General features: G+C 40.1%; 11 protein-coding genes. 4 read left to right on the top strand and 7 right to left on the bottom strand.

Annotation, left to right across the window (positions count from 1 at the left end; translation table 11 throughout):
* The first annotated feature begins 97 nt into the window (after positions 1 to 97).
* Together purQ and ANSO36C_RS01810 are read left to right on the top strand one after the other, a co-directional pair.
* The gene (gene purQ, locus ANSO36C_RS01815; RefSeq protein WP_251958127.1) at positions 98 to 772 is read left to right on the top strand and encodes a phosphoribosylformylglycinamidine synthase subunit PurQ; all 675 of its coding nucleotides are present in this window, start codon (positions 98 to 100) and stop codon (positions 770 to 772) included.
* Positions 773 to 1,153: 381 nt separating this feature from the next.
* The gene (locus ANSO36C_RS01810; RefSeq protein WP_251958126.1) at positions 1,154 to 2,722 is read left to right on the top strand and encodes a hypothetical protein; all 1,569 of its coding nucleotides are present in this window, start codon (positions 1,154 to 1,156) and stop codon (positions 2,720 to 2,722) included.
* 2 nt (positions 2,723 to 2,724) lie between these two features.
* Here the strand turns inward: ANSO36C_RS01810 and ANSO36C_RS01805 are convergent, their stop codons facing one another.
* The 4 genes from ANSO36C_RS01805 to ANSO36C_RS01790 all read right to left on the bottom strand — a co-directional run bounded on the left by ANSO36C_RS01805 (position 2,725) and on the right by ANSO36C_RS01790 (position 7,299).
* On the bottom strand, positions 2,725 to 3,312 hold the full coding sequence (locus ANSO36C_RS01805) for a Uma2 family endonuclease (protein ID WP_251958125.1): 588 nt from the start codon (positions 3,310 to 3,312) through the stop codon (positions 2,725 to 2,727).
* A 160-nt stretch (positions 3,313 to 3,472) separates the two neighbouring features.
* Positions 3,473 to 5,206: an AIPR family protein gene (locus ANSO36C_RS01800; protein WP_251958124.1), complete on the bottom strand. Its 1,734-nt coding sequence runs from the start codon at positions 5,204 to 5,206 to the stop codon at positions 3,473 to 3,475.
* A 252-nt stretch (positions 5,207 to 5,458) separates the two neighbouring features.
* Entirely contained in the window at positions 5,459 to 6,103 is a 645-nt protein-coding gene (locus tag ANSO36C_RS01795) for a pentapeptide repeat-containing protein (RefSeq protein WP_251958123.1), read from the bottom strand.
* A gap of 233 nt (positions 6,104 to 6,336) precedes the next feature.
* Entirely contained in the window at positions 6,337 to 7,299 is a 963-nt protein-coding gene (locus ANSO36C_RS01790) for an orange carotenoid protein N-terminal domain-containing protein (protein WP_251958122.1), read from the bottom strand.
* A gap of 83 nt (positions 7,300 to 7,382) precedes the next feature.
* Between ANSO36C_RS01790 and ANSO36C_RS01785 the strand changes: the two genes are divergently transcribed.
* Together ANSO36C_RS01785 and ANSO36C_RS01780 are read left to right on the top strand one after the other, a co-directional pair.
* Positions 7,383 to 7,541 carry a hypothetical protein gene (locus ANSO36C_RS01785; protein WP_251958121.1) on the top strand — a complete coding sequence of 53 codons (159 nt, stop codon included), beginning with the start codon at positions 7,383 to 7,385 and terminating at the stop codon, positions 7,539 to 7,541.
* A 646-nt stretch (positions 7,542 to 8,187) separates the two neighbouring features.
* Positions 8,188 to 8,427 (top strand): hypothetical protein, encoded by a 240-nt coding sequence (locus ANSO36C_RS01780; protein ID WP_251958120.1) that lies wholly within the window; start codon positions 8,188 to 8,190, stop codon positions 8,425 to 8,427.
* A gap of 580 nt (positions 8,428 to 9,007) precedes the next feature.
* On the opposite strand, the gene trpE is transcribed toward ANSO36C_RS01780, so the two are convergent.
* The 3 genes from trpE to ANSO36C_RS01765 form a co-directional block, all read right to left on the bottom strand.
* Complete coding sequence (gene trpE / locus ANSO36C_RS01775) at positions 9,008 to 10,537, bottom strand: anthranilate synthase component I (protein ID WP_251958119.1); 1,530 nt, start codon at positions 10,535 to 10,537, stop codon at positions 9,008 to 9,010.
* Positions 10,538 to 10,631: 94 nt separating this feature from the next.
* The gene (locus tag ANSO36C_RS01770) at positions 10,632 to 11,057 is read right to left on the bottom strand and encodes a photosystem I reaction center subunit II PsaD (protein ID WP_251958118.1); all 426 of its coding nucleotides are present in this window, start codon (positions 11,055 to 11,057) and stop codon (positions 10,632 to 10,634) included.
* A 178-nt stretch (positions 11,058 to 11,235) separates the two neighbouring features.
* A complete protein-coding gene (locus ANSO36C_RS01765) occupies positions 11,236 to 13,245 on the bottom strand; it encodes a DICT sensory domain-containing protein (protein WP_251958117.1) in 2,010 nt (669 codons plus the stop codon).
* Positions 13,246 to 13,550: the final 305 nt, after the last annotated feature.

The following is a 13,550-nucleotide window of genomic DNA, read 5'->3' as shown; positions in this document are numbered from 1 at the left end:
AGTTATTCTTTCTTCCCCCTGCCTCCCCTGCCTCCCCTGCCTCCCCTGCCTCCCCAAGACGCAATTAATCGTGTCTCTACCCACTCATTGACTAATCATGAAATTTGGTGTTGTTGTTTTTCCAGGTTCTAATTGCGATCGCGATGTTGCTTATGTAACTAGAGATTTGCTTTTACAACCAACTCGCATGGTTTGGCATCAAGAAACAGATATTGCTGATTTGGATGTCATTATCATCCCTGGTGGCTTTAGTTACGGGGATTATTTACGCTGTGGTGCGATCGCGCGTTTTTCACCCGTGATGCAACAGGTTGTTGAACACGCCCAAAAGGGTAAGTTTGTCCTCGGTATTTGCAACGGATTTCAGGTATTAACTGAAGCTGGATTATTGCCAGGGGTGTTAACCAGAAATCGAGATTTGCATTTTATCTGCGATCGCGTTCCCGTAAAAGTTGAGCGTACTAATCTTTTATGGACGCAAAATTATACCAGTAGCGAAGTTATCACTTTGCCCATTGCCCACGGAGAGGGAAGATTTTACGCGGATGCAGCCACTCTTGCAAAAATTGAGGATAACGGACAAGTTGTGTTTCGCTATGAAGGAGATAACCCCAACGGTTCACTGAACAATATTGCCGGGATTTGCGATCGTCGGGGCAATGTGTTGGGGATGATGCCGCACCCAGAAAGAGCATCAGACGCGATGCTAGGGGGTAGTGATGGTTTGAGGTTGTTTCAAGGCTTGCTAGAGAAGGTAGCAGCGTTAGTTTAAAGTTGATGCTTGCACCTCTGCTAGCAAACAAAAAGCGTTGCATATTTGCACAATAATTTTGATGATTTTGGGGGATGGGTATTTACCTGTCCCTTAAATTTATATTTAGGTTTTTATGCTAATACCTTTCTATATCTCAATACGGTTCAGTTAAGCATTTCTTTGTTCTCTTTGCGTTCTTTGCGTCCTTTGCGGTTCGTTAAAAAAATTGACTTTGGCAAAGAGTTTTAGCCTTAACTGAACTGTATTGTTCTATATCTGGTATTTCTAAACTTAGTAAAGTATCTACAACTACTATACTATCCAAACCGACTTGATAAATTGCTAATTACACAAACAAAATAAGGCATAGCAAATTTATACAAGCAGGTCGGTTATTTAATGACTATTCCAGACCAAATTAAACAATTTATCACATGGATACAAGGTTTTGACCATCGTATTTTACAAAATGAAGATGATATAAAAGAAAAGTTTATTTTGCCAATGTTTCACTATCTCTATTATCCAGAGAAATGTCATCATGAATACTCTTTGACAACAAATCAATCAGAAAAGTATGGCATAAATTACGAAACCGCTCAGATTTATTTTGCAACAGATGATTTAGGAAAATTTGATTTTGAACCTTCCATAATCCGAGAAGGCTACCGCTTAGTTGTTGTGAAACCGAAAGTAGCGATCGCGTGTAATTTACCCAAAGCTTTAGATGAAGGTAATTGTGAAATAGAATTCAGCAGTATTCTTTTCAGAGGTCTAAAAATCAACTTAAATCATCAAGATATTTTAGGTCAATTAATGACAGGATTACACACCCAACCAGATTGGGGATGTCGTCAGTTTTTGAAACAGTTAGATAAAAATACTTTTACAGTAAAGTTAGGTCAAACAACAGTTATTTTATCGAAGTTAGAAGTAGCAGACTTGTGTTTGTGTGTTGATAAAGTTTGCCAAGAATATAAAAGTTTAATAACTGAATTTGAAAATGCTTTAGAAACATGGGATTTTGAATTAGTAAAATTTTCCGAGATTCGCGGTTTTATTCTTTTTTCTGTAAGAGAAGAATTATGGAAGCTAATGCAGCAGTTTTTTAAAGAATTTGATTATACTAAAGGCAAGTCAGAATGGCATCTATTCGATAGAGAAAATATATCAATTCGAGTAAGTCGAGGAATTCGTGACCATACATTTATATTCCCAAAATTACATAAAGACTTTTCTTTATTCCCCGACTATCAAGTTGACATCATTTACGAGCTAAATAATATAAACTTACAATCTTTTGAAAAAGGTAAATCAACCTTATGGCAGCAAGATATAGGGGTACGGGGAACCTGGACAGCTAGATATACCAAACAGTGGTTATTAGAGAAATACATTCCAAAAATTATTAATTATTACTCAAAAGAGTGCCAATTATCTGAAGCTCAATTGCTAGCCCAAATAACAAATTACACAAGTAATCGTGTGCTGATAAAAGAAATTGATACTATCATAGATTTAGCACCTTATCTTCACGATATTCAATCTTGGCTACATATTTATATAGAAAATATAGCTGCTTCGCTATTGCAATCATATTATCAAGCTTATACCGATTTGGTGCGTAATACTGATTCTTCCATAATAGGCATAGACTATATTATCGGCAATTTATGTAGAATTGAGTGGAAAAGTACACCCGAAGAAATTTCTAACAATTCCACAGACTGGAAAAACTTGACATTCAAATATGCTACGCATTGCTTAGATGAGCAAGTAGCAAGAATAAATAATTGTGAATACGAGACTAGTTTAAATGCAGATATAATAACTCGAACATTTATTTGGATTATAGAAAATGGTAAAATTTCTTTTTCGCAAGCTCAGTTAAATGCTGCTAAACAGGCTTTGCTACCACTTTGGGAACAGAGTCGCTTTGAAATGCGCCATGTGTATCCTAATCGATAAAGCTAGATAATCTGCTGTAAATTTAACACAAATCCAGGTAGTACATTTTCTCCTGATAAACTAACAGGATTGTCTAATATCTCTACATTTTTACCTGGACGATAAATTTCCACTCGCTTGTTTTTCCGGTCAATTAACCAGCCTAATTGAGCGCCATTTTCGATATACTCCTGCATTTTCTCTTGCAATTCTTTCAAAGAATCAGTACGAGAACGCAACTCTACTACAAAATCAGGGCAAATTGGGGCAAATTTTTCTTGTTGTTCCGGGGTTAAAGCATTCCACCGCTCAATTTTTACCCAAGAAACATCAGGAGAACGTTCTGCACCATTAGGTAGAGTAAAGCCACTTGAAGAGTCAAAACCTTTGCCTAATTTAGTCTGTTTATTCCAAATTCCTAACTCAACAACCATATCAAAATTACGGTTGCCAGTATCACTACCTGTAGGTGGCATAATTAATAATTCCCCTGATGCTGTACGCTCAAATCGATAATCGCGGTTTTTCTGACACATTTGGAAAAATTGCTCATCAGTTAAGTCAATTTTCAATTTGAGTGTAGAAGGGAAAGTGGTTGTCGTGGCGTTCATAGGCTATTTTGAGCATCTTACTTTCTAGTGTAGTGCTGTGTGGGGTGCGATCGCATGATGAAATAATGGAGAGCGATCGCTCAAAATCTCATTACTTATCTTGTTTATAATTTTGTATTTTTTGCGGGTTTACGACTTAGTTCTTTCAAAGTATTAAAGTTTAACCTTTGGGAGATATAAAGCTTTTGAAAGATGTAAATGCAGGATTAGGGTTAGTAGCCTGACTTACATAAATAAACGTACTTACTTTACTAGAAACACTTTCAAGTGAATCATTTTCCGACAATATCTCTGATAAATCTTTATCTATAATATTTGCTACATAGGCTAATACAGTAGTTACAATTGGTAGCCATAATGCAATTAAGTCATTAATCGATTTATTGTCAATCCTAGATGCTTCAGGCGTAAAGGCAACTTGTAATGAATCAACCTTTTCACCAATAATTGATTCTAGACACTTTCCTATAATAGCTATCAAAAAACTTTTAAATGTTAAATTTCTAAATAAAGCTATCTGTTTTTCTTCAATGGAAACTAACTGATTATTAATCCTTTTCTTACTTAGTTCTATCTTGTATGCATTTATTGCTTTGGAAAGAGTATGTACTAATAGAATATGCCTTGACTTTTGATCTTTAAATGCTTTTTCATAAGAACTACGACGTTCAAATAGAGAATTCTTACCTCTACTAGCACTTATATAATCACCAGCAAATGCAAGCATTGGTTGGATTACTTGCTCAATACCTAGTTGTATAGAAGACGAGCTGAAGCCCCTTTTCAATGAGTATTCATGACCAAAGTTACTAAATTCCTCAGAGATACGCTTTTGTTCAGCACTATTACTATACTGATCCCAGGTTGTGATTTCATTTTGGGTATTATTATACTTAACTATCTGACTAATTGTAGCTGCGTTTGAGCATTGAATAACGCGGCACAAAACTTTTACTTCTTTTAGATCGTACTTGGTAATATCTACTGAACCAATGGAACCTGTTGTCTGAGCGCCATTAATAATTGAAATACCTTGAAGGGTTGTTGTACTACTACGTTTATTTTCTTCAAATCCGAGTGTAAGAATTGTAATTCCATTGTTATATACCCAGAAATTACTGGAATCATTTTCTGCTGATTGACGAATACCAGTGTTTATCTTTCTACGCTTATTTATACCTAAAAAACCTCGATAATTGGCAGAAAAGAGATCATCTCCATACTTATTGAAAATGTCTCTTAACCAGATTCCAGGAATAGATAATATAGCAGATTTCCAGGATGGGCCTTCTTCAGTAAACTGAACTTTAGTAGGACATTCAATACTATCTTTAACGGCGATAGACGACTCTTGTGCAGAATATAATCGTTCAAGAGCTTCAGTACCTAGCTCACGCGCAACAACATTAATATTAGCATCTTTTGGTAAACTTCTTGAAAGATGAGTTGCAGCAGTATTCAGTTCCTTAGATACATTTATTGATTCTGGAAGATTATGAACATAGAGCAAATCAATCTGCTCGATATCTCCATTATCTAGCGCACTACGGCAGTCATTAATAATGGCTTTTAACTTACTAGGAACTTCATTAACATCTCCTGATATTAGCCAAGCAGATGCTGTGTTTAAATCAGATGCTTTATTTGCAGGCGCACTGTCAACTTTTCTTGAAGAATAATATCCTTGAGCAAAAACAATTCTCTTAGAGTCCCAGTCTAAACGTATAAAATCAATCTTTTTATCATTGCCATCATCTGTAAGACATTCAGTCGCTAATTGTTCAGCGTCTGGGCAGTCTAAATAAAGAGCCATTGACCAAGCCAAATAAGCCTTATCTTCATCGAATTGTTGAATTAATTCTGTATTCGCTTGAAAAGCTTTGATATAATTCATGCTACTAAGTACCCTAGTATTTCAAATCTTACATTTAAATAGTATAGTTTGGAACACTTAACTTAAGTAAAATTAGACCTCATCTGCACCGCCCAAATGCTAAGATTTCAACCACATAGGGCATTTGCAGGACAGACAAAAACAGTATTTTTAGGCAAGAGTGATCGCCCTTTCCAAAATCTTATCTATGCGATCGCTATTCTCCGGTCAACAAAATGAAAGACTAAATTTTTAATTAGACCGCAGCAACGCTCAACCCGCTTCAATTAAGCTTCGTTCAGGTAGGGTGACTCCGTGAAGTAAGCAGTGCTGCAAATCGACTCTAGTCAGGTCTACTTCCGTGAAATCAACGTAACTTAGATCAGTTTTGTACAAAATAGCTTTGGCAAGACTAGCATGACTTAGGTCTGTATTGCTCAACTTTGCGCCAGTCAGGTTTGCACCATTGAGATTTGCCCCAGCCAAAAAAGCACCTGTTAAGTTAGCATAACGCAAATCTGCCCCAGCTAAGTTTGCATTACTGAGGTCGGCATCATGCAAGTCTGCTAAACGTAGGTCTGCTTTCGCTAGGGAAGCCTTATGCAAGTCCACCTTCCTAAGAGTTGCCCGTATCAGATTAGCAGCCTTGAGGTTTGCTAAAATCATATTTGCTCCACTGAAATTGGTTCTCCAGAGAACCGCCGCAGTCAAATTTGCTTCGATCAGGTTTGCTCCCCGCAGGTTGGACTGTGATAAAGTCGCATTAGCTAAGTTAGCTAGATTTAAATTGATTCCAGCTAAACACACCTCGCTGAGGTTAACTAAATGCAGGCTTACTTGAGGAAAATTTCTCTCTCCTGCACAATAGCGTTTGAGAAGTTCATCAGCATCCATACAGCCCGCCTTCCAACTCTCCATTTATCACCTGAAAATACAGTATCTAATCGATAATTGCTGAAAATAGCTCTCATTCGGAGACTTTTAACAACTCAGCACTAACTTTAAAAGTATTTAACAATCTTTTACAATATTGCTAATCGAATTAGTATCGGCATCGCTGCTTTGCTCATCCACGTCTACAGTTATTTTTAGTTAATTAAATCACAGTTTTTCGTAAGGGCACGGCACTGCCGTAACCCTAAAAAAGTGATTTATTTACGTACTAGGTTAAGCAGTTCTTTAGGAGAAGCAAGCAAGTCAATCCCTACAAAGAAGATTTTGCCTTGGGGGTCTAGCAAAAATCGCCATGCAATATTCATCCCCACGCTGGCACCGAACCAAGGGGTTTGAACTTTGCCAGTAACTTTAACTTGAGTATAGCCATCTTCCACTGGCTCAGATATACCGCGCTCTGGGATCATCTTCAGTCCCTGGCATTCTTCACGCATATAAGCACGGATTGCATCTTGACCAATAATCGGTCTTTCAAAAGGAGGTTGTAAAGCGCCTTCAGAGGTAAACAGAGAAACCGCAGCATCAAAGTCATTGGCATTCATGTTGTTGATATAGCCCAGCACCGTAGGATTGTTAACACCCTCGATGGTGACTTTAGTCCGAAACGCTGGTGCAGTGGGAGGAGACACTGGTTCTGAGACTTTTTTGTAACTACCTGGAGCATTCGGGTCAAATCCCATGCTAATTACTGTATTGCGTAGGATGGTGATTTGTTGACCTGAATCAGCATTTCGGATTGCTTGCAATACATCCGCCGCCTTAGAAGAAAGCTTGTAGCCTTCTGGAATAGGAGCAACGATTCCCTGAGCCATCCATTCTCCTAACTGATACCAGAAGCCTAACTTGATGTTCACGGTGAAGGATGCATAAGAACGGCAGATGGGAGTGTCAGCACGGTTAGCCAAATCGTACATGACTTGCGTTTGAGCCTCAAAAGGCATCTGCTTAATTTGTTCGAGTAAGCCTTGTGCGAGGATCATGTTAGCTGCTCCTGGAGCAGCAACCGTAATACTTCTACCCATCTCGGTATAGGCAAACCAAAGTAATGCTAGTTGATCTTCAGCATTGAGCTGAGAGAATGATTCAACAACGGTTGGAACAACGTCAGCAATTAGAGTGCCGGGAAAAATACCTTGAGCTGATTGGATGGTAAAAGACATAACAGAAATTCCAAAAAGAAAATTACAGTTCTATACAAATGTCAAAAATCAACTGTGAAAAAACGCAGGAAAAATGCGTTTAGTTGTTAACAAAGGCACTCAGCAGTGTTTGCATCATCGAACAACCAGATCCTGGACACCGCTTTACCAAAGGCATGGTAATTTCGCTGCCGTTGATTTTGGACATTCGGCAAGGCACATTGCAGGCTCAACTGCATAGTTGTTTAGAAAGCCTTGATTAAGAGTGGTTTAACGCGTTGATGTTGTTTTTGTATCTAGATGTAAAGAAACATAACAATTTCGTTACAAATAAGCAATAGTTCCTCAGTTATAAATTAACAATTTTTGTTTATATAGTTCATAAGATTTACTGAAGTCAGATTAAATGCAATTGGTGCTTTGATCTGTATGCACTTCCAAGAGCATAGGCATAGTCCGCACTTCTCTACGAGACGCTACGCATAGCTTGGCTTGCTTCCCCGGAAGGGTACTGCTGCGCTCAGTGACCGTCGTAGACATCGCACGTTTTTACAGGCATCAAACCTCTATCTATAAACAATCCTTACCAAGCGTTAGTTATACACATGGTCTACTTCTTGCATAAATCCGAAATAGAGCCGCTTACTATAAACGAACCAACCTGGAAAATAAATGACGATTAGCTCACCCTACTTACTTGGTACGGTTCTCACTACTTTTATTCTCATGTCAACTAGTTGCAAAAAATATTTACAATAGTTAATATTAATTTACAAACGGTAAAACAAGAGTAAAAGATCACATCACTAGACACAGTTTGGTTCAACGGCTAACCAGACTTTAGAGAAGACACTTTGATATTTACGAATTTTCTTTACTTGACAAATAAAACAATCTAGAGGCAAACTTATGAAAACTGATTTTGATTATCCCCAAAAAGATTTGATTGGGGCTGTTGTTTTTAGACCTAATTTCAACAAATTTGAGGCTATCAATGCAAATCAAGCCTGGTCATTGTTTTTCAGTATCGGTCAAGACGATAAAGGGTTAGGACAAGAGGTTGAATTCGGCAGATTTTTCACTAACCTTTTAATTGCCATTGGGGTAACTGGAATGCTTTGGGCAATTTACTTCAGCCAATTGGGATAAACAAGTTTGTTCCTTTGTAGTATGTAGTAAATTCAGTGAAGGTCTTGGATTTGAATGCCAAGACTTTTTTCACTTTTCAATATATCTAAAAAAGTCTGTTTAGCTTTGGAAAAAGTTCGATGTTGATTGGATTTATCAAGCTTCCTAATTTATCACGGTATTGTGGATACGTGGGCTTAGAAGTAGCACAAATTGTTTCCCAATATCTTGCAGTTCAAAGTAAAATCTATGTAATTCAAAATAGAAAAATATTGGTATCTCAACTTTTAAAGTCTGGTCTGGATTCTCATACAGCAAATAGAACTGTTACTGTACTTATATCAAGCCCGGTTTTGCAATTAACTAACAAAAATCAGTGATGCAATTAATTGTATGCCAGAGTAACTACTATATAGGTAGAAAAAGAGGCTGGGGATTAGGGAGATGAGGATACACCTACAAAAATTAATTGTTCGTTGCCTGAAAACCTTGTAGAGACGTAGCACCGCTACGTCTCTACATTCATTTTCACTCCTATGTGTAGGGAGATGATGAGAATAATTACTGGCTACTAACTATTGACTAATACCTAATCCCCAATTCAACGCAAACAACGAATCGCTTCTAACATACCTCTAGCTTTATTTAGCGTCTCTTCGTATTCTTTTTCTGGCTCAGAATCAGCCACTAAACCTGCGCCTGCTTGCACGCTTACCGTATTATCATGGACTACCATTGTGCGAATTGCGATCGCAGTATTTAATTGTCCTTCAAAATCATAATATCCATATACACCAGAATAAACACCCCGACGACTAGACTCTAACTCGTAGATAATTTCCATAGCCTTAATCTTGGGTGCGCCGCTTACCGTACCTGCTGGAAAGGAAGCTTTCAGTAAATCCCATGCTGTTTTACCAAGCGCTAATTTACCCACAACATTGCTAACAATGTGCATCACATGGGAGTAGCGTTCAACCACCATTAATTCATCAACTTTGACGCTACCACTTTGACAAACACGCCCCGAATCATTCCGCCCTAAATCTACCAGCATGACGTGTTCGGCAATCTCTTTGGGATCTTGCAGTAAATCTTCAGCGAAGGCTGCATCTTCTTTGGTGGTTTTACCTCTTGGACGTGTCCCGGCAATTGGCCGTACCGTTGCTATCACTCCACCATCTGCATCAGTTTCGGCTTTCACCATTACTTCAGGACTGGAACCGATGATTTGCCAATCTTGAAAGTTAAAGTAAGCCATGTAAGGCGAAGGATTTATCTGACGTAGGGAGCGGTAAAGGGCAAAGGGGTCGCCTGTGTATGTTGTTGATAGTCGCTGAGAAATTACTACTTGAAAAATATCGCCTGCTTTAATATGGTCTTTGGCCTTTTGGACGCTGGCACAAAAATCAGGGCGGGTAAAGTTACTCTGATACTCCTCTGCTGCTTTGCTCCCTTGCTCTTCTACTCCTCTGCTCCCCGGGGGTTTCCATTCCAATCGAGTTTTTTCTGGCGATAGGGGTAAAGATAGCTTTTCGAGCATTTGGGTAACGCGATCGCACGCTTGTTGATATGCTGCTTTCAAATCTACTTTTGGGTCACGTAAATCAGCATAAGCGATCGCCCAAATTTTCCGCTTCACTTGGTCAAAAATTAACAGGTGGTCTACCTGCATCCATAATCCATCAGGGATATTTCGCTCATCTGGTGGATAAATAGGCACACGCGGTTCTATCCAGTGAATTAATTCATAGCCCCAAAACCCAAACAAACCGCCAATTCCTGGTGGTAGCTCTGGTAACTTCACTGGGTGATAAGGTGCTAAACATTCGGCTAAAGCTGTAAAAGGGTCGCCTGGAAAAACGACCTGCGAACCATCACGGTTTTTCTGGGTTGTGCGATCGCCCCTTGCTTCTAAAACCCACACCGGATCGCAACCCACTAAACTATAGCGTCCCAGTTTTTCCCCACCTTCGATCGATTCCAACAAAAAGCTATAGGGCTGACCTGCACAGACTTTATACCAAGCAGATACGGGCGTATCTAGGTCTGCCACCCATTCTTGATATACTGGGATGAAGTTGCCTTGTTGCGCTAGGGTGCAAAACTGGGAGAAATCCGGAAACATCATTATTTTTTAAAATTAATTGGTAATTGGTAATGGGTAATGGGTTTTTAGTTACCAATTACCCATTACTAATTACCCATTAGCTACTAACAGCTAGTTACGGAGCGTCGTAGGTAGTAACACCGCTAAATTTAACTTTAGAGGGACTGGGGTTTTGTCCGATACGACGGTCTACATAACGCACTTTGTCACGACCTGGGTTCACCTTTTCGGGGAAGACACCATCAGCTGGGTGAAGTAAAGTAGTTTCTCCGTTGGGTAAAATCCGGTAAACTTTATAATCTGTGATTTTGAGTTTCCGGAGTTGTTGACCGCCCAAAAAGATGCCATATTCTTTACGAGCTATATACAGCAGGTTTTCACCTTGCCGCATAGTAGCAGCACCACCTGTAGGCAATTCAAAAACTTGCTCTTTCGGGCTAGTCCAAGTAATAGCGTACTTTTCTTCAACTGCTGCTTTTGTCAGCAAGCCACCAGTGCTGCCAGCAAATAGCGGGGTTTGTCCAGAGAGTGTTTCTGCCATAAGTCATTCTCTCAATGTTTTTAGGGAATCCTAACACCGCAACCAGGATCATATTGCGATCGCGTCATAGACTGTAACAGTTTTTAGTCATTTGTCATTAGTCATTAGTCATTGGTCATTGGTCATTGGTCATTTTCCCATGCCCCATGCCCCATGCCCCATGCCCCATGCCTAATCCCTATCTACTCTTAACTTTTGTCCGCTTTTCTTCCTGGGTGTTCTGAACAATCGGGATGGTGAAGTGAAATTGACTACCCTGGTCTTTGCCAGTTGACTTTGCCCAAATTTCCCCACCCCAGCCATTAACAATTTGACGGCAAATTGCTAAACCAAGTCCAGTCCCGCCAGTGGTGCGGCGCAGCGCTCCTTCTTCTTGATAAAAGCGGTCAAAAACTATTTCTAAACGATTTGGTTCAATGCCTCGTCCAGTATCAGCCACAGTCACCTCAACCATTTGACGGCTGTTGTAAATCGCTTTAATGGTGATTTCTCCTTGGGGTGGCGTAAATTTAAAAGCATTGTCCATGAGTTTTGCCAGTACCTCGACTAGCCAATCACCATCAGCTCTAATCAGGGGTAGTCCTTCGGCAATTTGAGTCTTGATTTGCGGCGGCTTTTCCGTTGAGGAACGCGTGCGATTTCGGCTGAGTGCTAAATCCACACACTCTTGTAAGCTGAGGGATTCTGGATGCCATTCCACTCGACCACTTTCTAAGTTGGAAAGTGTGAGGAAATCTTGTACCAGTTTCCGCATCCGCTCTGAGTCGGAAAGAGCAGTGTTGAGCATGATTTGCTGCAACTCTAAGGGCATATCCGGTTCAGTAGCGAGACTTTCTAAGCAGACTTGAATGGTGGATAGGGGGGTACGCAGTTCATGTCCGGTGATGGCTATCAGGTTGCTGCGGGTGCGGTCTAGGGCTTCTAGCTGCTGGTTCAGTTCTTCTAGGTTAGCGTAAGCCTCGGCTTGGATGAGAGCGGCTCCCACTTGGGTAGCGATCGCTTCTACTAAATCCAATTCCCCAGGTTGGCACTCGTGCGGTGGCATCTGGCAATAGTGTAACTCCACAATGCCCAATAATCGCCCCTGATAAAAGACTGGTTCCATCAGCCAAGAACGAATGGCAAACTTTTTGGCGATCATCGAAAGTCCTGGCGATTTGGTAACACGAGGGTCACTCAGGGTATCGCTCACACAAACACCTTCAGCTTGTTCCACTATGTGCCGAAATAGGGAATTTTTTTCTAACTCCCAGGTTTGTCCACTAACAGATAGAACACCGGGAGTCAAAAACTCGTGTTCAATTATGGCTTGGTTATCTGTAGCTTGAGCGCGGTAAATTAAACAGCGACAAGCTTTTAGGTGTTGTCCTAATTCTTGTGCCGCCACTTGGAGAACTTCGTGAGGATCGAGCGATCGCCGAATGGCAGTGCTAATAGAGTTGACTAATCGTTCTTTCCGCGCCTGAACAGCAATGGAACGGTAGGCTTTGTGCAATTTGTATTGACTAGCTTGCAAATAAGTTACTAAGCGCTGCACAAAGGGATCTGTATCAATGTCACAAGCATATTCGTTTACCTGTTCTACTCCAGAATTGTTTCGTGGCTCTCCTATGCCAAACCTTTGACGCGCTTGTTGAATTTTACTTGCTAGTTCTGGTCTGTAAACCAAAATTCTGTCTAACAGCAATTCGGCTGCTTTGAGGCTAACTCCCCTTTCCGATGTCCAAACTCCCTCAAATCTTCGCGCTGTGTCTATATCCAGATTAGGGTTTAGTTCCGGGACTTCCTTGTTTTTGGCAATAGAACCAAGGTTTTCCCGACAAACCAGACAAGTAGCATAATTGTCAGCAATCACGACCAAATGCCACTCTTGACTTAAACCATCATCTGGCTCAAAAGCTACCTTTTCGTAGTGTTCCGAACTGTTGGTGAAATCGGTTTCTGGAGCAGATAATACATATATCTGATTACTCCGCAAAGCAAGTCGCAGGTAGCGATGAGCTTCTTGGCGGTAGAATCGCTCTCGCTGGAAACTAGCAATTACAAGGGGTTGGGCTAAAGTCGCAGCCAAAACTTGATCTTCCATCGCATGGGAGAGCGCCGTTAGTGAAGCTTTAAAATATAGCTGGGGCCGCAAGTACGGTAGGGACTTTAGCAGATCACTCAGCACAGAAGTCGAAATGCTCATGAATTATTGTTAAACGCTCAACCTCGACAAAATCAAAAGTCACAGCTGCATTGTACAAATTCCAAGGGACTCTCAAGTTAAAGAGACAGTTGCAATATGTAAAGAACGCTAAAAAGCGCTTTTCGCCAAAGTAGGCGTAACACTTTGTTACTAACTAGGAGGAGTGTATACAACTTGATTTGTTGATTGACAACCTAACTATGCCCAATATACATTCTCGACCAACTTTGCTATGTGCTTGCACAAGTAAAATATTTCAGAAGTAAGTATTAAAAAGAAATTATTGTATATTTTTAACTGTCGTG

It is taken from the genome of Nostoc cf. commune SO-36 (assembly GCF_023734775.1).
In the GTDB taxonomy this organism is placed as follows: domain Bacteria; phylum Cyanobacteriota; class Cyanobacteriia; order Cyanobacteriales; family Nostocaceae; genus Nostoc; species Nostoc commune_A.
Note: the sequence above shows the minus strand (reverse complement) of the source record. Positions and strands in the feature narration are given on the sequence as shown.